We start from the raw sequence: 24,848 nt of genomic DNA, 5'->3' as shown, positions 1-24,848 counted from the left end.
TGGAAAGGAACGATCCTCATGGCCAAAGAGGCAATACAAAACGAGCTCTACATTCTTCATCAAGATGGTCCAAAAGTAAAAGTAGCCCTTTGCAAGGTGTGTAATAAATATTTTTTACCGTCAATTCAGTTCTGCAATCAATGCCAAAAAGAGACAACCGAGCAGTTATTTTCAGAAGGAACAGTCCACAGCTACACCACCGTTCACGTCCCTGCTAAGGGATATGTCTCCCCCTATACGATTGGATATATCGATCTTCATGATGAAGTAAGAATTTTAGGTCAGATTGTACTCGATAAAGAATTAATGTTAGATAGTAGAGTCAAGTTAACCCTCGATATTCAGAATAACTATCTATTTAACATAATTTAGAAGTAAAAGTGGTGAATAACGTTGTCAAAAGTATATGTACTTGGAGTAGGGATGAAGAAATTTGGAAAATATAAACAGTTGACTCTCGGTCAAATTGGTCAGGAAGCGGTGATCCATGCGTTGAAAGACGCTTCGGTCAGTTTTGATGAAATTGAGACTATCTACTGTGGGAATGTCCTAGGTGGACCGTTAGCAGGACAAAGACTATTAAGTGACTTGGCTACTACTGGAGTACCGATTATGAACGTGGACAACGCCTGTGCCAGTAGTTCTACGGCCCTTAATCTAGCATTTCAAAGTATTAAAAGTGGAGAGACGGATATTGCCTTAGCTGTAGGGGTAGAAAAATTGTCTGCTTTTGGGAGTGGTGTTCTTCCCACCGCTCAAGATGATGTGGATGCCTCATATGGTCTAACGTTACCGGCCATTTATGCGATGAGAGCAAAAAGATATCTTAAAACATATGGATATGATTCTCACCAGTTAGCAGAAGTGTCTGTTAAGAATCGCTTGCATGGTGCAAACAATCCCTATGCTCATTTTTACGGAAAATCCCTATTAACAAGAGAACAAGTAAACGACTCGATGATGATCGCAGATCCGATTACGCTATTACAAGCTAGTCCGAAAAGTGATGGTGCCGCAAGTGTCGTATTATGCTCTGAACGTGTGTTAAAAAGGTTTCGAACAAAAGCAGTTGAAATCATGGGAACGGCCGTGGTGTCAGGGAAATTTAAGAGAGGGTACCATGATATGGCACAACCCGATGAACCGACTGTTGAGTCGATTGAAAAGGCATATAAACAAGCAGGTGTTTCTGCGAAGGATATTGATGTCGTTGAATTACATGATGCTTTTTCAATTGCAGAAGTATTATATACAGAAGCACTGGGATTTTGTGATACCGGCAAGGGTCTGGAGTTTCTATTAGAGGGAAAAACCTATCATAAAGGGATAAAACCCATCAATGTAAGCGGCGGTTTGTTATCAAGAGGCCATGCTGTTGGTGCAACCGGTTTGGCACAGGTTGCAGAAATCTGTTGGCAGCTGCAAGGCAGAGCCCCTGGTTTCCAGGTTGACAATCCGAAGGTAGGTTTAACGCTGACATCCGGTGGTGGAATATCGAACTTCCAAAATGGTGCCAGTGTGGTTAATATCCTTTCTATTTAATTTTAAACAATGAGGTGTATTATGAAATTTACTAAAGTCGTTGTTGCAAATCGCGGAGATGTGGCAAGACGGATTATCCGTGCATTAACCACATTAAAGATCTCATCTGTTGCCGTCTATTCTGAAGCAGACGCTAGTGCACCATATCTATCAGAGGCTGATGAAGCATACTGCATTGGTCCAGCACCTGCTCTCTCCAGTTACCTAAATCAAGATGCGATACTGAAGGTGATAAAGAAGTCAGGTGCTGACGCTGTTCATCCGGGCTATGGTTTCTTATCTGAAAATTGGGAGTTTGCTAAGAAAGTAGAGGAGAATGGCGTGTGCTTTATCGGGCCGTCTTACAACTGGATTCGTGATATGGGTAATAAAAACCTTGCTCGGAATATGGTACAAAAATACGGAATGCCAGTTGCCCAAGGGTCAGACACCTTGGGAACGGATATGGAAGAGATCCTGAATGAAGGGAGAAGAATAGGTTTCCCTGTTTTAATAAAACCAGCTGGTGGTGGCGGTGGAATCGGAATGCTTCCTGCCCATAATGAAAGTGAACTAAAAACTATGGTCGAACGGGCAAGATTTCTGGCCAATCGCTCCTTTAATAACGATCAACTCTATATGGAAAAATTATTTGTAAAGCCCCGTCATATCGAATTCCAAGTACTTGCCGACCGTTATGGGAACGTTCAGCATCTATTTGAAAGAGACTGCTCCATCCAAAGAAGACATCAAAAAGTCATAGAAGAATCCCCATCACCAAATGTGAGAGAGATTGATCGTTTAGCCGAGCAAATTCAAAGTGTTTTAGAACGAATGGGCTATGACAATATTGGAACTGTCGAAATGCTGCGTGGAAATGATGGTTCCTTTCATTTTTTAGAGATGAATACACGATTACAAGTGGAACATGCGGTTACAGAGGAAATAACCGGGATAGACCTTGTTATCTCGCAAATTAAGCTAGCAGCAGGCGAAAGCTTATCGGATGTCTTGCCTGAGACGATTGAACGGAATGGTCATGCCATTGAAGCACGTGTTTATGCAGAAGATCCGGTCACCTTTTTCCCGTCACCAGGAAGGCTTACCGTATTCCGGCCGCCAGTGGATTCTTCTATTAGAATTGAAACAGGTTATCAAGAAGGGATGGAAGTAACCCCATATTATGATCCGATGATCGCAAAGGTCATTGTGCACGAAAATACAAGGAACCTAGCAATTAAAAAGCTGCAACAAGCATTATTACAATTTGATATTCAAGGGATCAAGACTAATATCCCCTTTATCATAGATATGTTGAAAACAGAAGAGTTTCTGTCAGGTAATGTTCATACTGGACTATCAACAGAGCTTATAGCAAGAGGAGCAACTTTGGGATAGGAGGGTGTAAATGAAAAGAATTGCCATTGATATGGATGAAGTTATTACCAATGCGGGTCAAAGATTGCTAGACTTCTATAATCGTGATTTTAACGAAGAGATTACCATTAGAGATGTCCATGGTACGACACTTCATACTATTCGACCGCATGCAAAAAAACATATCATTCGCTATTTATCAGAACCAACGTTCTTTCGTGATTTGGATGTAATAGAGGATAGTCAAGAGGTGATTAGAGAATTGAGCGAGCAATATGAAATTTATATTGCTACCGCTGCAATGGAATTTCCTACATCCTTTACAGAAAAATATGAATGGTTAAGGGAACATTTTCCCTTTTTATCAGATATGAATTTTGTGTTTTGTGGTGATAAAAGCATCATTCATGCGGACTATCTAATTGATGATAGGTCCGACAATTTCAAAGGATTTAAGGGGCAGGGAATTTTGTTTTCGGCCCCGCATAATTTGCATGAAGAAGGTTATTTAAGAGTGAACAGTTGGAAGGAAGCACGTGAGTATTTTTTAACATAAAACCATATGGGGACGGTTCTTATGCTTGTTACTTTTTCTTTAAAACACCTTTTTTCACTAGATTAACAAGGGTCCCCTTATTTTTATATCGATTATAGGCAATCAATCTATTTAAATCTTTAATCGTTAACTCCGATGGGGCAATCGCCAATTCATATTCATTCTTTACTTTTTCGATTAGGAAACATGCATATTCAATTTGTTTATCGGTTAAGGTGTAATCCTCCTCTTGGACCCCATTTACCTGCTCGGTTTTCATCGTTTCTAGCGCTGCAGCATGCTCCTTGATCTTCGCATCCACCAATGCCTCAACTTCTGCTTGGCTTATTGATTGATTCGTCGCTTGAGTAGGTTTGAAGATCTTATCTAGAATTCCTTTAAGCATCATTTTCACTTCACTTTCCATTTATACCACTCATTTTATAAAAAGGCACAATTTTACTATAATACTATTATTAAAATAAGTGACATTAAAAGACAATACTTTTGGTCTATAATTTGTTGATTTCAGTAGAATATTGTTAAATTCATAGGGATACTATTATAAAATAGGATAATTTCTGTGAATTTTTAGGCTGAAATTCCTAATTGTAGTATAATGGAGAAAATTGAAATTTTTGGAGCGGTTGTTATGGCGATTACAATTCCTGAGACTATTCGAACATCTGCGACTGCAGGGGAGAGGCTGCTTTTCCGGACGCTGAAGACCTTTCTTCCAGATGATTATATCGTTTACTTTGAGCCGGAAATTCAGGGAAAGAGGCCCGACTTTGTGATCATTGGCCCAGACCTGGGGATCGTGGTCCTTGAAGTAAAGGATTATACGAAAAGCACATTATTCCAACTAAACCATGATGAATGGCATATCGTGACTACTTCTGGTGACCAAGCGGTTATTAAAAGCCCGATGAAGCAGGCCAGGGATAATATGTTTCTAGTAGTCGAGGCCTTGAAAAAAGATAAAAGCTTGATTCAGTTAGAGGGTAAATATAAGTTTCAGTTAAAGTTCCCGTATGGACACGGGGTCGTTTTTACAAGAATGCAATCGAAGGATTTTGTCCAAGAAGGTTTGTACTCCGTTATTGAGCCAAATCTTTGTTTAACGCGTGACGAAATTGATCCTGACAAAGAGGGATTTTCTGAGGAAGTACTGATGGAAAAGATTTTGAATATGTTTGTGGTTCCGTTTCGATTAAGGGAGCCGCTTTCCTATGAAGACATTAATGCTATTCGTTATCACTTGTTTCCTGAGGTACGGATTAGTGCTGAATTCAAACCTCCCGTTCCATACCAGGATCAATTATTACTATCCTTGCATGATATTAAGACGATGGACCTCCACCAGGAGAATTTGGCGAAGCAAATTGGCGATAAAAATCGCCTGATCCGCGGAGTAGCGGGGAGCGGGAAGACGATTATTTTGGCAAGTCGAGCGAAAATGTTGTCGAAACAGAATCCTGACTGGAAGATTCTAATTCTTTGCTACAATATCTCGTTAGCGAATGCGATCCAGCAAATGATTAACCATATGCTCAATGAACCAGAGGATTTATTTGATTTTTATCAAAATGTAAAGGCTGTTCAAAACGAAAACATCATCGTCCGTAACTTTCATGCCTGGTTGAAAAATGACTTGAAGATCAAAGAGCAGCAATTACCGAATATGATGGAAAAAATAGAACGAAATGAAGCCATTCTTCCTACTTATGATGCCGTTTTGATTGATGAAGGACAAGATTTTGAAGCAGACTGGCTCCGCTTAGTTAGCTTACTGATTAACGCGGATACCCAGTCACTGTTATTAGTGGAGGATCGCGCTCAAACCATTTACCAACGTAAGCGTTCTTATCTTCAAGATACCGGTTTTAGCTTCCAAGGTAGATCAAAGGTGTTATCGATTAATTATCGAAATACCCAGCAAATTGTAAAATTCGCTTGGGATTTCTATCGTGAGCACTCAATGTTTAAAAATAAAGTCCGAAATCGTGAGTTAGAAGGGGAAATCATTGCACCACAGAGCACAAAGCGGAAAGGACCTGAGCCTGGCTTAATAAAAGCAGCTAACTTTTCAGATGAAATGAAAATTGTAGCTCGTTCGATTAAGAAACTGCATCTTGATAGGAAAGTGCCACTCGAAGACATTCTCATTCTTTACCGGGTCAAGCGCACACATCAATATCCGATTATTGATTTAATTAAGCGGTCGTTGAATGAAGCTGAGTTGCCATTCTACTGGATTACCGAGAACGACACTTCAAAGCGTTCATATGAAAAAAATGATGGCAAAATCAAAATAAGCACGATTGATAGCAGCAAAGGGCTCGACTTCCGAGCTGTGTTTATCGTCAATGTTGATTCAATGCCATTTCCATTAGAAGAAAATAAGGAAAGAGAAGTATCACTCCTGTACATAGGGATGACCAGGGCAAAGGAATATTTATGCTTATCCTACACTGGAGTCTCAGAGTTCAGCCAATACCTGGATGCGATATTAGAAGACAGGAAAAAGAAGAAAACGGGGAAGGAACAGGTTAATTAACCTGGTAAGCATGGGGACGGTTCTTCTGTTTCCTTCGTGAATCGAAGGAAACAGAAGAACCGTCCCTTATAACGGGTTGGCCCACACTGCATAAATATGATGGGGTGGAGGCCATCCTTGCGATTTGGCGTCGCTCTTCCTTTTGGCAATAAGTGCAGCAGCCGTAACCGTTTTACCGAAACCGGTAGTGGCGGCTAGTAGGCCATTATCATGCGTCACTAAGGATTGAATTGCATCCACTTGCTTAGATGTTAAATGACCATGGAAATTCACCTCTATTCTTTCACCTTCAAATGAATGGTCTTTCAACCCAAATTCAATAGAATGGAAATTAAGTAGGCCTTTTAAAGCCTCTAAACAACCACGTGGGAGGATGAGATAATCATTGTTCTCGCTTAAGCAGTTTATACTTTTTTGTATTCCATAAGTTGACATCCTTTTTGCTTGGGCTTTATAGTATTCTGGATTTCTAAAAGTTGCAAGTTTAATAATCTCGTTATATATCGCGGCTGGAATTTTATTCTTTTTTAATATATGTAATATCTTTTTATTCTTCAGCATTTCACATAACATAAAAATAGTAATATAAGAATATTTTTCGGCTTTAAATCCCTCTTAGTAATTAGATATAATGTAATTATATCTAGCTATCATGCTTTTAAAGAGTGTGCTACATTGGAGGTTTATTATAATGAAAATGAAAATAACTGAATTAAAAAAACAATTAAAGCAGTTTGAGCAAAAAGAATTGATTGAATTAGTTGTAGAGATGTTCAAGGCGAATAAAGAGGTTCAAGACTTTTTAGCTAGTAAATTTCTAGGTGATGAAGCAATTGAAGAACTTTTYCACCAAGCTAGAAAAAAAATAAAGAATGAATTTTTTCCTGATCGAGGAGATCCGAAACTACGATTAGCTGAAGCCAAAAAAGAGATTACCACTTTTAAAAAGCTTACAAATGATGAGAAACGAACTGCTGACCTCATGCTTTATTATGTGGAGCTAGGTGTTGAATTTACTTGTACATATGGTGATATTTCAGAAGGATTTTACTCTAGTATGGTGAAAATGTTTGATCAAGTGGCCTCTCAGTGTGATCGGGATGAAGAACTATATAAAGTATTTTCTGAGCGACTAGAAAACGTGGTGTCAGAGGCACCTGAGGGATGGTGGTTCCAAGATGCTTTACTGGAATCTTACTACACAATCGAGTGGGTCCATGACGAAGAGGATGAAGAGGATGAAGAATAAACTATTAGTAACAGCTCTATAATAGAAGATCAAATTTAGTTGAAAGAATAGGAACAAGGATGGCGAAGAGTAAAAAAAATCGAATAATACGCCCAGAAGAAAACGGTATAATCGATGCGCACGACTACAAAATGCTAAAAAGTGGGCACAGGAGTACAGCGGGAAAAATATTGCAAAAGGTTATAGTTACTGGTTTGGTATAGATCTTTTGTGTGCAATGACCGAATTAGAATTACTTGGGTACAAATTAAAAGATTCTTATAAAAAACAGCTAAACCAATCATTGATTGCCAGGCAAAAACATACAGAAAGAAGAAAGCTTGAAAAGGAACAGAAAATCTACGATGAAGATAATTTCTTTTATTATATTGAAGGATATACGGGTAGTGGATTTCCTTATGGAATTACGAGAGAAGAAATGCAAGAAATTGATCAGAGTTTTCCAAGTCAACCAGATAGAAAAGACGGTAAAGTATTTTGGGATGATGAGGATTTACCTTTTTAGTTTTATCTCATTTTAACCATAAATCGTTTATCATAAGGCATCAATTCTGGGGGAGAAGAAGATGACAAAGCATTCTGAAGAAGCAATAGAAATAGCCCTCCGCAATGCGAAGGCATCGATGGAGATCTCAGGTTTTAAAATTACAGAGGAAATTACGAAGCTTGTTCGCTCAAAGCTAAATGGGGAAATAAGTGAGGAAGAGTTTTTAAAAGAGGCGTTAGAAAGAGCGAAGGGAAAGTAGTGATAAATTACCGATCAAAAATAGATCATGTCTTTGAAATGGCTTTGAAGAAATACAAGGACAATTGTCATTTATGTTGTCTTGGCAATTTTTATTAGAAGTAAATGTGGAGAAAAGGATTGGCGGTAGAAGTGGTCGAGTGGGTGCTTGATTATGGATTTCATGCGATGAACCTGACCGAAATTGTTGCTGAAACACAAACACGAAATATTGCTTCCTGTAATCTATTAAAAAAGGTTGGAATGAAAGCAGTAGAAACACTTAAACGCTTCGGCAATCAACAAACTAAATTTGTGTTGGAATCAAAGGATTTTCATGAAGGACGGTAATAAAAAATTGGATGGTAGTTTGAAGCTAGCTCCTTTTTGCATTGGCCCTTACACCCGCAGGAGATTTCATTATTTTATTTAAATCATCAATGGAGGCTTTTAAATATGAAGTATAGCTATATTTCTCATTTGGTTTGTCCAAAGTGCAGTGAAACGTATAATCCTCAAGAAATCAATCAATTATGCGTGTGTGGTTCACCACTTTTAGTAGAATATGATTTAGATGAGCTGGGAAAGAATGTTTTAAAGAAAGATTTAGTTGGCAGATCCGCTAGTTTATGGAGGTATCATGAACTCTTACCGGTTGTAAGTGAAGAACATGTAGTGACGTTAGGAGAAGGGATGACTCCACTGCTTCCGATGCCGGTGATAGGGGGAGATATGGATATTCCTAGGTTGTATATGAAGGATGAAGGGATTATTCCTACTGGAACGTTTAAGGCGCGTGGTGCTGCTGTTGGGGTATCCAAAGCAAAAGAACTAGGAATAAAAGAATTAGCCATGCCTACGAATGGAAATGCTGGTGCAGCGTGGGCACTTTATGCGGCCAGAGGTGGTATCAAATCTACAATTGTGATGCCCGTAGATGCCCCTAAAATAACTAGAAATGAATGTGCTATCTCGGGTTCAGACTTACATTTGGTTGATGGGCTCATCAGTGATGCGGGTAAAATCGTGGGACAAGCAGTAAAGGACTTTACTCTATTTGATGCTTCCACTCTAAAAGAGCCATATCGAATCGAGGGCAAGAAAACCATGGGGCTAGAAATAGCGGAGCAAATGGAATGGAAAATGCCAGATGTTATTTTGTATCCTACTGGCGGTGGGGTAGGAATTATCGGGATCTACAAGGCACTCACTGAGCTAAAAAAGCTTGGCTGGGTAGACGGGAAACTTCCACGTTTGGTTGCGGTTCAAGCAGAGCACTGTGCGCCTATCGTCAAAGCATGGAAGGAAAACAAACTAGAATCTGAGTATTGGAACGATTCTGAGACGGTAGCATTCGGGATCAATGTTCCAAAAGCACTGGGTGACTTTTTAGTATTGAAAGCTATTTATCAAACGGATGGCTGTGCCATAGCGATTGAAGACGATGCGCTCTTAAAAGAACAGAAGAAAATTGCCGAACTAGAGGGTGCCTTTATCTGTCCAGAAGGAGCAGCTACCTTTGTAGCAGCTCGCAGACTAAGAGAGCAGGGATGGATCAAGGAAAATGAGGTTGTTGTTGCACTGAATACAGGTATGGGGATTAAATATCCTGACACAGTTACAGTCGATGTCAATGTCTTACAAAAATCTGACTTCATTATTAAATAAAGTCGGAAACTTAATGGTACATTTCTTTAAGCGACTTGTGAACAAGCTATCTTTAGTATTCAGATGTATGGCAGGAAAAAGGACTACAAGCCCCTACCCGTATAAAGGTGGGGGCTTGTTTTATGTCTTAACAATCGTTTGTTTTCTTCCTATTCTAAGTGTTATTCATTGTCATTTAGCTGTTGCTGCCCATTTTTAGACTACTATTCTTGTAAAATCCTAATCCGGATATTTTGGTAACAGCAAGGTATATCAACTGAAGTGTCAGAAACCACCCGATTTTCACCAGTTATCGGGTGGATTTCTTTAAGAAAGGGAAAGCCTTTTTCTAGTTCCAGTTACTAGAGTTGGATTGGAATAAAGCAGTGGATGTTGGAGAAAATATTTAGAATGATTTTTAGTAAATGAAGATCATCCAATACCGCTCATTTGGATAATTATGTGAGCCTTTTTAGTAATAAGGGTGATAGGGAAGCCTTATAATTTTGGGGGAAAAGATTCTATGGAAAAAGCTAAAATAAGTGCATATCAGTTGTTTGTACTCATAGTACTGTTTGAAATAGGTAGCGCTATTTTATTTAGTCCTGGATTAGGAGCCAAACAGAATGCTTGGATCGCCATTTTATTAGGGTTAGCGGGTGGTTTAGTTATCTTTTTAATCTATTACCGTCTATATAAATGGTATCCTGATATCCCCTTTACTAGTTATGTGAAAAAAATAACAGGAACTTGGATTGGAAGTATCATTGCCTTTTTTTATATTTTATATTTTCTTTATCAAGCTTCAAGAATTTTACGGGACTTCGGAGAACTTTTAGTTACGACTACTTATACAGAAACGCCTTTATTCATCATCAATACCTTGATGATTATAATCATCATGTTTGCGGTTACTAAAGGAATTGAAGTAATTGCAAGGGTCGGTGAACTTTTTTTTGCTGGAGTATATTTATTAGCCATACTCGGCTTTGTTTTAATTACATTTACTGGAATTGTTCATTTAGAAAATTTACAGCCTTTACTTGAAAATGGATGGAGTCCTGTCCTAAAGGCAGTAATAACAGATCAAACGATAAACTTTCCATTTGGCGAAATGGTTGTGTTCACCATGTTGCTACCGTATGTAAACAAACAAAAAAAAATATTAAAAATTTGTTTAGGTGGAATGTGTTTAAGCGGTATAAACATTGTGATTACTTCGATGATTAACATTGCAGTTCTAGGTTTAGATATTTTAATGCGGTCTCCTTTTCCGCTCTATAATACGATAAGAAAAGTCGAACTTGGTTTTTTTGAGCGTTTAGATATTTTCTTTGTACTTTATTTAGTAATCGCTGGTTTTTTTAAAATAACTCTCTATTATTATGTAGCTGTAATTGGAACTGCAGATCTTTTTAAACTTAAAAACAGGCATACGCTTAATCTTTCACTAAGTTTTTTGATCTTAATTAGTTCCATCACCATTTCTTCAAATTATTCGGAGCACGCTTACGAAGGGGAAAAGATTATACCTTATTATTTGCATTGGCCTTTACAAATAATAATCCCCGTTATCCTCCTAATCATCGCATTTCTTAAAAAGCAAAGAGTAAAAAGTAATTATTCAAAGGCTATAGGGGACGGTTCTCCTGCTTCCTTGAAAGAGTAGGAAGCAGGGGAACCGTCCCCATGCGTTGCCATTTTTACGTGCTCAATTTCTCTTGTTTTTGCGCAACTCTTTTATACGCTAGATTGGCTGATGATAGAATTACCAGGCCTAGAAGACTGATACTGAAGAAGAATCCTAATCCGGATATTTTGGTAACAGCAAAGTATACCGCCCCAAATCCAAATATCATAAACAGGCTGGGGAGGGGACTGTAAACCGTAATCAACAGGGCATTTTTCAAATGTGTTCCTAATGGTTGTTCAAATTCAACATAGGAAGCCAATGTATAGCAAATGATGAGAAAATACATACCACTCATGATGATGCTTGAATAAAAAAGAAAAGCCGATCCTTGATTAGATGAGGATTGTAAAAAGTTAATATTCATATACAAAATAAGACCAATTATAACGATGATGAGACCTAGTTTATTACTGTTGAAGAACTCTTTTTTATAATACTGCCAAAAAGTTCGGAATACGGGGGGATGATTCTTAAGTAAAAACTGCCTTAATGTAGCCAGCATCGCAATCGTCGCTGGGAAGAATCCAAACATCACGAAACCACTTAATGTAAAAAGAATCCATAATAGATTAATATAAGCTAATCTTGCAATCCAATCACAAAAGGTATAAACAGCATTTGAAAACGAACCTAATTTCATAGTGATACCTCCTTAACGATAAATATATCATGCACAATAGACATTCGTTTGCTTTTTTGCTATGAGGTAAAAATTTTACCGAACAAGTAAAAATAAGGCATAAAATTCATTTGCAAAAATAGCAGCGTACATAAGGTAGTAAAAATTTTCTCAATAATGTAAAGAATCCACATTGTTGAAAGCGGTTGCAAAAATTATACTTAACCTACATTAAAGATTACGAGCTTACAAGTTAGCAGAAGGGGTGAAAATCGTGAATAGCGAGGTAAAGGTCGAATCAAAAGCTATACAAACCAAAAGCAAAGTAAACACGATAACCAAAAAAAGGTCTCCTTTTAGAGGCTGGAAGGAGGATTTAGCAGGTTATGCCTTTATTGCCCCCATGTTTATTGGGACTTCTGTATTAGTATTATTTCCGATTCTATCTTCGTTTGTTTTAAGCTTTACCAATTGGAATTTTGTAGCCGGTTATGAAAATGCCAAATTTGTAGGATTTGAGAACTTTTCGAAATTACTTACCAATGCATTATTCCTAAAAGGACTATTAAATAATGTCATCTTAATTTTAGCGATCCCGATTACTTTAATGTTATCTCTTGGTTTAGCTGTGATCATTAACAAATATGTATATTTGAAAGACATGTTCAAAGTAATCTATTTTATGCCATTTATTTCGAGTATTGTAGCGGTTGCGGTTGTCTTTCAGGTGCTTTTCCACCCAACAAAAGGACCGATTAATCAGTTTTTGATGACAATTGGTATTGAAAATCCACCAGGCTGGATCGCAGACGTTAGCTTTGCGTTACCATCTGTGATGTTAATTATGATTTGGACAGGTATTGGGTTTAATTTAATTATATACCTCGCAGGTTTGCAGAATATCCCAAAGGAATTATATGAAGCCGCACAAATTGATGGCGCTACCGCATGGTCCCAATTTACGAAGATTACGATTCCACTAGTTTCACCTACCACTTTCTTACTGTTTGTGACCGGTGTGATTTCCAGCTTTAAGGTATTTGATTTAATTATCGTGTTAACAAATGGCGGACCAGCCAATTCGACGATTACACCAGTTGTTTACTTGTATCAGCAGGCCTTTATCGAGTTAAAAACAGGGTATGCTTCTGCAATTTCATTAGTTATGTTTGTAATTATTTTGATCATTACCTATATTCAATTTATCGGTCAGAAAAAATGGGTGAATTATTAACTAGAAAGGAGCAGTGCAAATGACAGCGAGATTGGATATAAGAAAATTGATCGTGACTGTGATCATGGTTTTAATCGGAATTTGTTTTCTCATGCCATTTTTGTGGATGATTTCTGCTTCTTTTAAAGTAGAAGAGGACGTTTTAACGTTTCCGATTCAATGGATTCCTGAAAGATGGAATGTGTTTGAAAATTATAAAGAGGTTTGGACAGGCTCCATGCCATTCCTTCTATTATATTGGAATTCAATCAAGGTAACGGTTCTAACCACACTCGTTTCATGTACGGTATCTTGTTTAGCGGCATACGGGTTTGCCAAAATTAATTTTAGAGGCCGAGAGTTCATCTTTTTAATCGTATTGGCCACTTTCATGATTCCCCCGCAAACGTTGTTAGTAACACAATTTCTACTATATAGATGGCTAGGCCTATATGATACTCACACAGGACTCATTCTATTAAATAGTTTCAGTGTATTTGGAACGTTTATGCTCCGTCAATTCTATCTCGGCATTAGTAATGAAATCATCGAATCAGCGAGAATGGATGGTGCTGGTCATCTTAGGATTTTCACTTCGATTGCCTTACCATTAGTAAGGCCTGCCATCGCCACTTATGCGATTCTGCGTTTTATATGGACCTGGAATGACTTCCAAAATCCATTAATTTTCCTCAGGTCGAAGGAGTTATACACGATTCAACTCGGTGTACAGAGTTTCTCAGATCAACATGGCAGCGTTTACTCACTCATGATGGCCGCATCCGTTTCTGCGATCTTACCGTTATTAATCATCTTTATTATCGGACAGAAAAACGTGATTGAAGGGATCCAGCTTGGCGGTGTGAAAGGTTAAACAATGGTAGGCACTCATTCTATTAATTTAGAGGGAGTTGATATACAAATGATAAATAAGGGGAGAAATTGGATGCTGAAAAAATGGGGGTTATGGCTACTCGTTGGACTATTCACCATGTTGACGTTAGCAGCTTGTTCTGGAAATGATAAAACTTCATCAGATAAGGGTAAATCTGATTCAGCTGATGAAGAAATCACGTTGAAATTTGTTCACTGGATCAATGAGGATGTTGGAAAATGGCAAGGTGTGATTGCCAAGTATGAAGCAGAGAACCCAGGAATAAAAGTGGAATCCATTCCACTTGTAGAAAACATGAACTCCCAGGATTATTTCAAACAATTAGATTTAATGGCATCTGCAGGGGAAGAAATGGACCTGATCCTATTCTCGAATGTTAATGATTTTGCTAAACGTGTGGATGCTGGTTTGCTTGAACCGGTGACAGAATACGTAGAAAAAGAAGGAATAGCTATCAATGAAGTGTACAATAATGGATATCCAGCTATTAATGGAGACTATTATGGGTTGCCGATGAAAAACGTAACCATGCTTGTTATGCTAAATAAAGCACATCTCGATAAAGCTGGACTAGAGATTCCAACCGACTGGACATGGGATGACTATGCGGAATACGCTAAAAAGCTAACGGCAGACAATCACTATGGTTCGTATTTACACACATGGCATAATCTCTATTCTGTCTTAAAAATGATGGGAAAAGCAAAAGATAATTTAATTCTGAACGAGGATGGTACCTCTAATGCATCGGATCCGATGTTACGTGCCTCACTTGAACTACGGAATAAATTAGAAATTGTTGATAAATCATCTGTTCCGTTTGCTGAAATTTTATCGCAAAAATTAGATTATCGTCAGCAATTCTTTAGCCAATCAGCCTCTATGGTTCCAACGGGAAGCTTTATGATCACAGAATGGGGTCAATTTACACCGGAATTTGAGATCGCCTGGGCACCATGGCCAAAAAATAATGCGAGTGATAAACTACTTGCATCGATGGGTGGGGATTTAATATCTATCGCCAAAAGCTCAAAACACAAGCAAGAGGCCTATGAGTTCATGCGTTGGTTAACAACAAAAGGGATAATAGAACAAGGAATCTGGTTACCTTCATGGAAGGAAGGAGATATAGCCCAAGCGTTAGAAACAGTGGTAAAAGGTACTAAAAAACCTGATGCCGTTCATATGGAATCATTGAAACATGCCCTTGCCTCCGTTGAGGCAACTGGAGTCATTGCACCACCGCCATATATTAATGAAGCCTATAACGAATTCGGGGCAGAAGTAGAATTATATCTACTTGGTGAGCAAGATCTAGATAAAACCATGAAAAACATCGAAGAAAAAATCCAAGCAGTAGTCAATGCTAATAAATAATTAGAATATTCATGTTATAATTAGAGAGAAAACTGACTCGTTTTCTCTCTATTAAATTTTTTTATTTTTCAGAAGCGGTGATCATCATGAAGGTTTTATGGAGAAAAATAAAGCAAATGTCACTCCGAACAAGATTAATCATATCCGTCATTCTTTGCATTTTATTTCCGTGGATCAGCACTTATATCGTATCAAACCATTTTACCAAAGATGTATTAGAACAACGTGCAGCCACACAATCGGAAGACGATTTAAGAATGATAGAATTAGGAATAAAGAACATTTTAGATGATATGATGTACACCTCTAATTATATCCAATTTGATTCAAGCATGAGGCAGCTGATCAAATCTCATGAGTTAATTGATGCAGATTCCTCCAGCGTAAAACAAGAAATCGCTCTTAATTATATTCAAATATCGAAAGAATTATCGGGAATTACCGATTTATTAAAGCCACTATATATATCCATCGTGTTTCCTAATGACTTTTACTACACCAATTATTCACAAATCGACCATAATCCTTTACAATTCAAAGAAACACCCTGGTTCGAAAAGTTGGATCATTTAAGCTTTTATCAAACCTATTGGCTGGGTGCACACCCTACCTATATTCAATCCGAAAAAGATACATACCCCTATCTGATTACCATTGGCAGAAAGATTCAAAGAGCTAATTCCGCCCATTCTTATTTAATTATTAGTTTAAAAGAAAAGGAGATTAAGAAGCTTTTGAGTCAATATCAAAGTGAAAGGAGAACGAAATTTTATTTGACCAATCAGACAGGGGAAATATACTCAAGTCTAGATACAAATGAGGTGGGGACGCTCTTACCCTATGATGTGACGCACGCTGATTATCAAATTGTTGACTTTGAAGGAGAGAGGCACTTATTGGTTTCCTATCCAGTCTCTTATTCGAATTGGCGATTGGTCAGCCTTGTCCCCTATAAGGACACCATTGGATCGATCAATATGGTTACAAGAACGACGATTTTAATTCAAGGTGGTTTTTTAGTTCTCTTTTTAATTGGACTGATCATCCTTGTACGAGAATTGACGAAACCCATCACAAGATTACATCAGGTGACAAAAGCAATCAAACAGGGTGATTTAACGGCAAGGATCCATCTTTCTGGAAACAATGACGTTGCCCAATTAGGCCATTCCTTCAATCATATGCTCGATACCATTGAAAACATGATTGAACAGATTAAAATCCAGGAAGCAGCCAAACGAAATGCTGAACTAGACATGCTTCAAGCACAAATTAACCCGCATTTTTTATTCAACGTCTTAAATGCAATCCGCTTAAAAATAAAAATGGAGGGGAACACCGACAGTGCTGCTCTTATTTATTCTTTATCCGCACTTCTACGAATGACGATCAATCGTAATAATGCTTTTATTCCTTTAGAGGAAGAGTTAACGATTGTGAAGCATTATGTTGATTTAATGAATTTTCGACACCAACATGATGTAGAATTGGAGATTCGTGTGATCGAAGCTGCTGCTAGGTTCGAAGTGCCAAGATTTTTCTTACAACCCATTATTGAAAACGCCATCATTCATGGCAGCAATAATCGAAATGAAACGATTAAAATCATTGCAAATGAACAAAGTGGCGAGTATTTGGAATTGGTCGTTACAGACAATGGTAAAGGAATGGACAAGCTCACATTAGAGCGATTAGAAGAGAAAGTTTTTCAACCAAACTGTCAACAAGACTCTAGTAAAAGTCATCATCAATCGTTTAACGGGATAGGTGTGCAAAATGTCTACCAAAGGATGAAATTGATTTATGGAGAAGCTTTTCAGCTGAAGATCGACAGCAGGGTAGACAAAGGAACCACAATAACATTTCAGATTCCAGTGCGTAAGGGGTGAGACGATATGTATGAAGTTGTTTTGGTAGATGATGATGTGATCGTGATTGAGTTTTTGAAAAAAGTCATTCCTTGGCACGATTATGGATTCCAGGTGATTGCCCATTTCCAAGATAGCAGTGATGCTTTGGTTTATCTGAAGGAAAAACCTTATGATGTTCTAATCACCGATATTGGAATGCCAAAATTAAATGGAATCGAATTAATCGAGCAACTTAGAAAATCAAAATTGAACGCCTATCATATCATCCTATCTTGTCATGATGAGTTCCGCTTTGCACAACAAGCTTTAAAATTAGGAGTCTATGATTATATTTTAAAAGAAACCATGGAAGAGATGGATATCATTGCTTTACTAGAAAGATTAAAGAAGACGTTGGACCAGGAACAATCTACAAAGAATCCGCACATTAAGGTAACCAAATTCTTAGAAACAAATCATATGACCTTAAAATTAAAGTTTATCGACAAGCTAATGGAACCTAATTTGGGTCAGACGGATTGGTGGACAGAGCAACAGGAACCATTGGGTATAAACTTTTCCGGTAATTATTTTACTCTGGTGCTATGCTTTATAGATCATTACCAGGAAGCGGTCAGCCAATATGAAAGTGAATCATGGCTTCAGTTAAGTGTAAACAATGTGTTAGAAGAAGTCGTTGCTAAGATCCCAGTATTCTATCTCCAAGGGTCATTTTTAATGCTTGTTCCTGTTAGGAGTATTAAATCAATCGAAACACAACAATTAGTAAAAGAAATCCATGGTCAAATTCGTACCAGTTTGAACATTAGTATTACCTCTGTGATCGGAGAACATCATGTAAAGCAACAGCAATTGATCGATAACATGCGATTATTGCTTAGAGATAAGCAGCAGAGGTTTTATTATCAACATGGTAGTATTCAAACCTATCGTCCTATTGCCTATACTCGCGACTCTATTTTTCAAGATTATGTGGAAATCTCGCAGAATCTAAAAGAGTTACTATTAAAAGGTAAAAAGGACCAGGTCACAGCGTGTGTTTCCCAGCAATTCACTAAAATGCGAGAAAAGAAACATTCACCAGAAGCTGTAAAGGATTGGGTAACGAAATTACTATTTGATATTAAATTATCCTTAAACGCATTAAAGCAATTCGACACCCAATCGATCCCCTTAACAGACTATTTCATCCAGCGTGTCGAAACCTTTGAACATTTAGAATCTGTCTTAGAAAATATTTGGGATCAGTTCCTTGACCAAATCAATTCTATTGATTTGACGACTAGAAATGAAGATATTTTAAAAGCACAAAAATATGTCCAAACCCATCTTTGCGAAAAGATTTCTTTAACGGAGGTAGCTGCCCATTTACATTTGAATGCCAGTTATTTCAGTAGAATGTACAAGAAGGAAACAGGAGAAGGTTTCGTGGAATTTGTAACAAGAGTTAAAATGGAAAAAGCAATCGAATTACTAGACCACTCGAACAAGTCAGTAGAACAAATTGCCTATGAATTGGGCTTCGAGAGTAAGAGTTATTTTTTAAAAACATTTAAACGATTTTATGGGTTATCTCCAAAAGCATATAAATATAAAGATAGAACTTCCGGTTTAACATAATAGTTAGTTTATTAAACAAATGTTTATGAAAGGAGCATTTTCCCAGTTTAAGCATAATAAGGCACCCAGTGGCTGTGAGGTTCAAATTTTTCTTTCGACAAAACAACTGTTATGATATGATTAGTCAGAATATCACTAGTTTACCACCTTAAGTACATAGTTTAAGGAATTTAATGAAAATCAATGAAAGAGAGTGTGGGAGATGTTAAGTACTGAGTTTGATGATCATTTAGAAACGAAAATAACGGAGTTATATAGGGTTCATAAAGAACGTTCTGCTAAAATCGATTGGAGTTATCATGAATTTATCCCTTGGGATAAAGCTATGTGTTTTAAGAGAGTTCCTTGGGATAAAAGTCAAGTTACACTGCCAGAAAATGTCATAGTAGCGGTCGAGACAGCACTCCTTACTGAGGTTAATTTACCATGGTACACAACTCATTTATATTACACTTTCCATAAATCAATGGAAGTTCTAAAAGACTTTATTAAAACGTGGACTGCTGAAGAGGATCAGCATTCTAATCTGTTAGAGACGTACTTATTAGTAACGAGAAATGTTGATCCCGAGAGACTTCATCAATTAAGAAAAAGTGTTGTAGAGAATGGCTGGACCCCTGATTTTACTCATCCAATTGAGACCATGGCTTATACTACATTACAAGAGCTAGCTACTTTAGTCTTTTATAGTAATGTCGCTAAGGTTGCAAGCCCATATGATAAAGATTTAGCTACTTTATTAAGAAGACTAGCAAAAGATGAATCACTCCATTATGCCTTTTATCGAGATACGATTAAAGCACATCTTGATTTAGACCCAAACTTAGTGATGTATTTAGATAATATAATCATGAATTTCTCCATGCCTGGAGCGGTAATGCCAGATTTCAGTGATCGAATGAAAATTATTGCCAATGAAGCAAATTACGGACCACTTCAATATTTTGATCAAGTATTAGATGTGATCGTCGAGTATTGGGATATTGAAAATTTGAAAACGACAACTGATGAAGCAAAAAAAGCACAATCCAACATTTTGACGTATCACAAACGTTTAAAACGAATCCGAGACCGTTTTGTGGGAAGCAGTAACATCGAGTTCCGGGAGTAAATTTAATTATACAGAGAAATACGAAAGGTGATATGTATGAAAACTTGTTGCGAGTTATGTGGGACAGCTACAAATGATAAAATGAGTTACTTAGAGTTAAAAACTTGGGAAATAGATCAATTAATCAAAGAAGTAAAGGAGTTTTACTCAATTTGTTATAAATGTTTTGACAAAGAAAGCGAAAAACAAATTGAAAAAGATGCTGATCATGATTTACGTAAACAACGTGCTTTACTTTACAAACAGCTTGAACAAGATGGATTTAAGTGCCCTTCCTGTGATGGAAAGTTTACCGTCGAACATGTGTGTCAAAGTAATTAAGATACTGTAGTACCTATGAGTAGAGTAAAAAGCCATTTCATATTTGAAGTGGCTTTTTGCCGATTTAGAACCGGAAGTCCATTATTGGGCTTCTTTATTTATGAAGGTAATTTCTGATGCATCTAAAAATATATTTCGGTGGGTTTACCATTGTATCCAAATTTGGATACAATGAAAACTAATTTTCTCTAACCTCATTCGCTAATTCCTGAAGACGGTCTTTGTCTCGAATGATGTAACCTCGGGATTGTTTTTCAATGATGTTGTTTTCACTTAACTGTGCTAGGACGTGCAGCAGGTGCCGATAGGAAACGCCTAGATATTCGCATACTTCTGTGTGCTTTTCCTTATAAAAATCATGATCTGCTGATAAAAGAATAAAGGCAGCGAGCCGATTGATCAGAGGATAAGCTTGCGTTTGCCCAATCTTAGATGTGTAAATCGACGTCTTATTACTTAAAAAAAGGCATAAATGTCTTAAAAAAGTGGCATCTGTTAATAGTTTTTCTTTACAGGCCTTCGTAGGAATAGCGAGACAAATCACCTGCGTGACAGCCTGAATTCCTTTCGTATACCTTTCCGAATTTAACAGTTCAATTTCACCCATGAAGGCAGGGGGGTGCAGAAAGCTGAGAATCGATACCTTCCCATTTTTTTGTGTAAAAAAAAGCTTTGCTTTTCCCTCAACAAGATAGTACAAATACTCAGGAAACGAGCCTTCCTGAAATATAAATTCACCAGGTTCAAACTTACAAACCTTAAGATACGGGGTAATCGGAAACGAAAAAAGTGATTGAATTGGGTATTTTTCAATATAAGAATCGCTTAATGTACCAGTTAAAAAATGCATCTTAGCCTCCATGTGAAATATGAGATATCTCATATTAGTGTAAGGACTTTCCTGATATCATGCAATACATATGGAGGGATCAATATGAATCATCAACAAACACTTAAACAATTAAATCTACAAGCTGCTTTTTCAGTCAACAATCAACGCTGGCTTTCACAGAGCTTTTTTATGTTTTTTCTTACATGGGGGATCTTTTTACCGTACTGGACCGGTTGGCTTGTTCAGGCGAAAGGACTGAGTGTAACAGAGGCCAGTATGATCATGGGCTTTGGTTTAGTGGCAAGGGGACTCTCTGCCCTGTTCGCTTTCCCCTTTGTATCAAGGTACTGGAGCAGTCACCGAGTGCTGCTCACTTTAATTACCGGTTCACTTGTGGCGGCCATTCTATATGTTCCGTTTTCTTCCTTTACAACACTTTTGATTGTTACGATTTTATTTAGTGTCTTTTTCCCGGCGATTCTTCCGGCACTCGATAGTACAGCAGGTACATTAGTCCAGCGAGGAGATGTCCACTACGGGAAAAGCCGTTCGTACGGGTCGATTGCCTTTGTCATTGCTGTCCTGATTATCAGTGTACTAACCGGCTTTTTTGGGGAACAGGCGATATTATGGAGTATGATTGCAGGTTTATTTTTGATGCTTTCGATGAGTTTTAGACCAGCACCAGGAATTTTGTTAGAAAAGCCCGTTGGGATGGATCGGCAGCTAAAACCAACGATGCAAGCTTTATGGCAGGTGAGGAGTTTCCCCGTTGTGTTACTGTCTGTCATTTTACTGCAAGGCTCACACGCATCTTATTATAATTATGGTTATATTTATTTACAGGAGATCGGGATCCAAAGCTTCTACATCGGCGTGATTCTGAATATTGCTGTTCTATTTGAGATTCTTTACTTCTTGAAGGCAGACCATCTATTCAAGGAATGGAAGCCTTCGTCTTTACTGCTGCTATCAGCTGCAGGGTCATCACTGCGTTGGTTACTCGTCTATTTCTTTCCAAACATATGGATCTTTATGTTATCCCAAAGCCTACATGCCTTATCATTTGGTGTGGCCCATTACGCGTTTATGCAATATATAACAAAAAACCTTCCTAAACAGCAAATCCCGAATGCACAAGGCATTTATTCTGCACTTGCCTTGAGTTTTAGCGTGGCTGCTTTAACACTCGTTGGTGGTTATATATATGAAATATCACCCGGGCTTTCCTTCTTATCTATGATTGCCTGTACCGTGCCGGCGATGGTGCTGATTGTATCGACAAGAAAGAAATTCAACTATTAATTATGATTGAATGGTTGGTATTAGATGTAACTAAACCACTAAATTCTTTAGCAAGCTAGTCACTCCGACTAGCTTTTATTTTATAGACCTTGCATCTTTTATTGCTTTTCTAGCAATTCTGTATATGAATACCATATATATTTGCTACTGTGTATGCTACAATAGGAACATTCATTTTTGAAACATCAGTATCCCATTAGCACGATTCTTGCAAGAATAGTTGGGTACTGTCTCGTTTTAGCTCGTGTATTATTGGGAATTCCTCTTCTAAAAAAACAGAAGATTCAATATCGTCAAATTTCCAAAGTCTTACTGCCGACTGATTAAATAGTAGATATTTAAATATATAGAAGAAAGTAAAGATTAGAGAAATTTGGTGTTAGCAGTAGGAGAGGAAAAGTCGAAAAGTGTAAGGATTTAATCACATGATCTTTAAGCTAGTCAAAGACCACGTTAGAACTACCATACTAGGAATACTGATCATTTGGATATATTCTAACGTTGAACAAAGTTGGAGGGACTGTAGTGTCAAAGAAAATTCCTGTTTCATTTTTAATAACTTTAGGTTTTATGCTATTTGCCCTATTCTTTGGTGCAGGAAATCTAATTTTTCCTGTCATGCTGGGTCAATCAGCAGGAACAAATATCTGGTCAGCTAATGCTGGATTTATCGTTACTGGAGTCGGTTTACCTTTACTCGGGATTATTGCAGTGGGTATATCAGGGAAAAGCGATGTACAATCTTTAGCAAGCCGTGTACATCCTATTTTTGGTATCATTTTTACAGTTGCTCTTTATTTAGCCATTGGACCCTTGTTTGCAATCCCAAGAGTAGGGACTGTTTCCTTTGAAATCGGGTTTAAGCCATTTATACCTGAAGATTACACTGTAATGGGTTTACTAATCTATACGATTATCTTTTTTGGACTTACCGTATTTTTATCATTAAAGTCCTCGAAAATTGTAGATATTGTTGGAAAACTTTTAACCCCAGTGTTGTTACTTATTATTGCGATTCTAATCATAACAGCATTTTATAACCCGCTAGGGCAATTTCAATCACCTACAGAACACTATATGAATCATGCCTTCTTTAAAGGATTCCAAGAGGGATATCTCACCATGGATGCTCTTGCCGCTTTTGTATTTGGAATCATCGTTATCAATGCAGTTAAAGAAAAGGGTGCCTCGAGTAAAAGGGAAATTTTGATGGCTGTTACGAAAGCAGGAGTAATAGCAGCCGCCATTTTAGGAGCCATTTACGCATCTCTTTCCTTCATTGGGGCTTCAAGTGTAGGTCGTCTTGGACTATTAGATAATGGGGGAGCCGTGCTATCAAGTGTATCGAAATATTACTTCGGTTCATATGGCAGTGTTTTACTGAGCTTGATTGTTTCTGGAGCTTGTTTAACCACAAGTATTGGACTCATTACTTCTTGTGGTTCATATTTCTCTAAATTAATGCCAAGTATTTCGTATAAAACATTTGTTATCATTTTTTCGGTTTTCAGTGCAGTTTTAGCTAATTATGGTCTTACTGAATTAATTGCGATATCCGTTCCCGTTTTAGTAACCATTTATCCTTTAACGATTTGTTTAATTGCCTTAACCTTTTTACATCCATTTTTTAAGGGCGAAAAAGTAGTTTATCAAGGAAGTATGTCATTCACTTTGTTTGTAGCTTTATTTGATGGGCTAAACGCAGCAGGAATTGCAATAGCTCCTATCAACGACCTATTTACCAAGATTCTACCTTTGTATGAAGTGGGCTTAGGCTGGATTGTACCTGCTTTAGTTGGTGGAATATGCGGTTACATTTTTGGTGTATTACGGAAGAAAAAGCTATTTCCAAGTATCATTCACTTGAATAAAAACCCAAAACAGTAAATCGTAAGATAGGTTTAACAGGAGAGTTAAGTATAACTTGATACCTTCCTTCTGTTTTATTGAGTGCCAGCACATGTTATAATGAGTAACTTAGGACCATTTCTACTTTTATTTATAATTTAAAGGGTACCAGGAAAAGCCTCGGAATTAGCAATCCAATATGGAGGTGTAAGAGAATGAATAAACGATGGACGATTGGTAAAATAAAAGAGTTTGTTGAGAACAATTCGGAAAGTAAGTTGTTAACGACGGAATATCACGGTTTCTCTCAAAATTTACTATTTCAATGTGAATGTGGCAGCAACTTCGAAAAAACATTTACAAAATTTAAAAATAATAACCAACGTAAATGTGACGTGTGCCAACCGGCAAAAGTGTCTCGATAACTATAGAGAATAAACGAAGTGCCAATTTCTATTAAAGAGAAGTAGGCACTATTTTATTTTCTAAGGGGAAGTAAAAGGTGGATTAGTCACAAAACGATAGTTCAA

General features: G+C 37.5%; 25 protein-coding genes. 21 read left to right on the top strand and 4 right to left on the bottom strand.

Annotation, left to right across the window (positions count from 1 at the left end; genetic code table 11):
* Positions 1-18: 18 nt before the first annotated feature.
* Genes BTR25_RS07445 through BTR25_RS07430 form a run of 4 tightly spaced genes read left to right on the top strand, consistent with a single transcriptional unit; the run spans position 19 to position 3,454 of the window.
* Positions 19-372 carry a Zn-ribbon domain-containing OB-fold protein gene (locus BTR25_RS07445; protein ID WP_075687439.1) on the top strand — a complete coding sequence of 118 codons (354 nt, stop codon included), beginning with the start codon at positions 19-21 and terminating at the stop codon, positions 370-372.
* A 21-nt stretch (positions 373-393) separates the two neighbouring features.
* Positions 394-1,542 carry a thiolase family protein gene (locus BTR25_RS07440; protein ID WP_075687438.1) on the top strand — a complete coding sequence of 383 codons (1,149 nt, stop codon included), beginning with the start codon at positions 394-396 and terminating at the stop codon, positions 1,540-1,542.
* 21 nt (positions 1,543-1,563) lie between these two features.
* The gene (locus BTR25_RS07435; RefSeq protein WP_139311195.1) at positions 1,564-2,919 is read left to right on the top strand and encodes an acetyl-CoA carboxylase biotin carboxylase subunit; all 1,356 of its coding nucleotides are present in this window, start codon (positions 1,564-1,566) and stop codon (positions 2,917-2,919) included.
* Between the two features lie 10 nt (positions 2,920-2,929).
* Positions 2,930-3,454, top strand: a complete 525-nt coding sequence (locus BTR25_RS07430) for a 5' nucleotidase, NT5C type (protein WP_075687436.1) — start codon at positions 2,930-2,932, stop codon at positions 3,452-3,454.
* 28 nt (positions 3,455-3,482) lie between these two features.
* On the opposite strand, the gene BTR25_RS07425 is transcribed toward BTR25_RS07430, so the two are convergent.
* Positions 3,483-3,860, bottom strand: a complete 378-nt coding sequence (locus BTR25_RS07425; protein WP_083652272.1) for an ABC transporter ATP-binding protein — start codon at positions 3,858-3,860, stop codon at positions 3,483-3,485.
* Positions 3,861-4,085: 225 nt separating this feature from the next.
* Here BTR25_RS07425 and BTR25_RS07420 point away from each other — a divergent pair, with 225 nt between their 5' ends.
* On the top strand, positions 4,086-5,993 hold the full coding sequence (locus BTR25_RS07420) for a 3'-5' exonuclease (protein ID WP_075687435.1): 1,908 nt from the start codon (positions 4,086-4,088) through the stop codon (positions 5,991-5,993).
* Positions 5,994-6,059: 66 nt separating this feature from the next.
* On the opposite strand, the gene BTR25_RS07415 is transcribed toward BTR25_RS07420, so the two are convergent.
* On the bottom strand, positions 6,060-6,554 hold the full coding sequence (locus BTR25_RS07415; RefSeq protein ID WP_139311194.1) for a DEAD/DEAH box helicase family protein: 495 nt from the start codon (positions 6,552-6,554) through the stop codon (positions 6,060-6,062).
* A 130-nt stretch (positions 6,555-6,684) separates the two neighbouring features.
* Between BTR25_RS07415 and BTR25_RS27450 the strand changes: the two genes are divergently transcribed.
* The 6 genes from BTR25_RS27450 (at position 6,685) to BTR25_RS07385 (ending at position 11,282) form a co-directional block, all read left to right on the top strand.
* The gene (locus BTR25_RS27450; RefSeq protein ID WP_075687433.1) at positions 6,685-7,242 is read left to right on the top strand and encodes a DUF6155 family protein; all 558 of its coding nucleotides are present in this window, start codon (positions 6,685-6,687) and stop codon (positions 7,240-7,242) included.
* Between the two features lie 217 nt (positions 7,243-7,459).
* Positions 7,460-7,747, top strand: a complete 288-nt coding sequence (locus tag BTR25_RS07405; protein ID WP_139311193.1) for a hypothetical protein — start codon at positions 7,460-7,462, stop codon at positions 7,745-7,747.
* Positions 7,748-7,808: 61 nt separating this feature from the next.
* Positions 7,809-7,988 (top strand): hypothetical protein, encoded by a 180-nt coding sequence (locus tag BTR25_RS07400; protein WP_075687431.1) that lies wholly within the window; start codon positions 7,809-7,811, stop codon positions 7,986-7,988.
* A 119-nt stretch (positions 7,989-8,107) separates the two neighbouring features.
* A complete protein-coding gene (locus BTR25_RS07395) occupies positions 8,108-8,317 on the top strand; it encodes a GNAT family N-acetyltransferase (RefSeq protein WP_075687430.1) in 210 nt (69 codons plus the stop codon).
* A gap of 105 nt (positions 8,318-8,422) precedes the next feature.
* Entirely contained in the window at positions 8,423-9,634 is a 1,212-nt protein-coding gene (locus BTR25_RS07390; protein WP_075687429.1) for a threonine synthase, read from the top strand.
* Between the two features lie 502 nt (positions 9,635-10,136).
* Positions 10,137-11,282 (top strand): GerAB/ArcD/ProY family transporter, encoded by a 1,146-nt coding sequence (locus BTR25_RS07385; protein WP_075687428.1) that lies wholly within the window; start codon positions 10,137-10,139, stop codon positions 11,280-11,282.
* Positions 11,283-11,316: 34 nt separating this feature from the next.
* Here BTR25_RS07385 and BTR25_RS07380 read toward each other — a convergent pair whose 3' ends face one another.
* Positions 11,317-11,946 carry a YesL family protein gene (locus BTR25_RS07380; RefSeq protein ID WP_075687427.1) on the bottom strand — a complete coding sequence of 210 codons (630 nt, stop codon included), beginning with the start codon at positions 11,944-11,946 and terminating at the stop codon, positions 11,317-11,319.
* A gap of 253 nt (positions 11,947-12,199) precedes the next feature.
* Here BTR25_RS07380 and BTR25_RS07375 point away from each other — a divergent pair, with 253 nt between their 5' ends.
* From BTR25_RS07375 to BTR25_RS07345, 7 genes are all read left to right on the top strand, one after another.
* Complete coding sequence (locus BTR25_RS07375; RefSeq protein ID WP_075687426.1) at positions 12,200-13,159, top strand: carbohydrate ABC transporter permease; 960 nt, start codon at positions 12,200-12,202, stop codon at positions 13,157-13,159.
* A gap of 19 nt (positions 13,160-13,178) precedes the next feature.
* Complete coding sequence (locus BTR25_RS07370; protein ID WP_075687425.1) at positions 13,179-14,012, top strand: carbohydrate ABC transporter permease; 834 nt, start codon at positions 13,179-13,181, stop codon at positions 14,010-14,012.
* A gap of 72 nt (positions 14,013-14,084) precedes the next feature.
* The gene (locus BTR25_RS07365; protein ID WP_175596717.1) at positions 14,085-15,410 is read left to right on the top strand and encodes an ABC transporter substrate-binding protein; all 1,326 of its coding nucleotides are present in this window, start codon (positions 14,085-14,087) and stop codon (positions 15,408-15,410) included.
* A gap of 86 nt (positions 15,411-15,496) precedes the next feature.
* Complete coding sequence (locus tag BTR25_RS07360; RefSeq protein WP_075687424.1) at positions 15,497-17,299, top strand: cache domain-containing sensor histidine kinase; 1,803 nt, start codon at positions 15,497-15,499, stop codon at positions 17,297-17,299.
* Positions 17,300-17,305: 6 nt separating this feature from the next.
* Positions 17,306-18,901 carry a response regulator gene (locus tag BTR25_RS07355; RefSeq protein WP_075687423.1) on the top strand — a complete coding sequence of 532 codons (1,596 nt, stop codon included), beginning with the start codon at positions 17,306-17,308 and terminating at the stop codon, positions 18,899-18,901.
* Positions 18,902-19,103: 202 nt separating this feature from the next.
* A complete protein-coding gene (locus tag BTR25_RS07350) occupies positions 19,104-20,012 on the top strand; it encodes an acyl-ACP desaturase (RefSeq protein ID WP_075687422.1) in 909 nt (302 codons plus the stop codon).
* 36 nt (positions 20,013-20,048) lie between these two features.
* Positions 20,049-20,333 (top strand): hypothetical protein, encoded by a 285-nt coding sequence (locus BTR25_RS07345; RefSeq protein WP_075687421.1) that lies wholly within the window; start codon positions 20,049-20,051, stop codon positions 20,331-20,333.
* A 178-nt stretch (positions 20,334-20,511) separates the two neighbouring features.
* Here the strand turns inward: BTR25_RS07345 and yeiL are convergent, their stop codons facing one another.
* Positions 20,512-21,183 carry a transcriptional regulator YeiL gene (gene yeiL, locus BTR25_RS07340; protein ID WP_075687420.1) on the bottom strand — a complete coding sequence of 224 codons (672 nt, stop codon included), beginning with the start codon at positions 21,181-21,183 and terminating at the stop codon, positions 20,512-20,514.
* An 84-nt stretch (positions 21,184-21,267) separates the two neighbouring features.
* Here yeiL and BTR25_RS07335 point away from each other — a divergent pair, with 84 nt between their 5' ends.
* From BTR25_RS07335 to BTR25_RS07325, 3 genes are all read left to right on the top strand, one after another.
* Entirely contained in the window at positions 21,268-22,470 is a 1,203-nt protein-coding gene (locus BTR25_RS07335) for a 3-phenylpropionate MFS transporter (protein WP_075687419.1), read from the top strand.
* 525 nt (positions 22,471-22,995) lie between these two features.
* Positions 22,996-24,357: a branched-chain amino acid transport system II carrier protein gene (gene brnQ, locus BTR25_RS07330; protein ID WP_075687418.1), complete on the top strand. Its 1,362-nt coding sequence runs from the start codon at positions 22,996-22,998 to the stop codon at positions 24,355-24,357.
* A 176-nt stretch (positions 24,358-24,533) separates the two neighbouring features.
* A complete protein-coding gene (locus BTR25_RS07325; protein WP_075687417.1) occupies positions 24,534-24,743 on the top strand; it encodes a hypothetical protein in 210 nt (69 codons plus the stop codon).
* The last annotated feature ends 105 nt before the right edge of the window (positions 24,744-24,848 follow it).

It is taken from the genome of Bacillus sp. MRMR6 (genome assembly GCF_001940785.1).
GTDB lineage: Bacteria > Bacillota > Bacilli > Bacillales > Cytobacillaceae > Neobacillus.
This window is presented reverse-complemented; position numbering and strand designations above follow the sequence as displayed.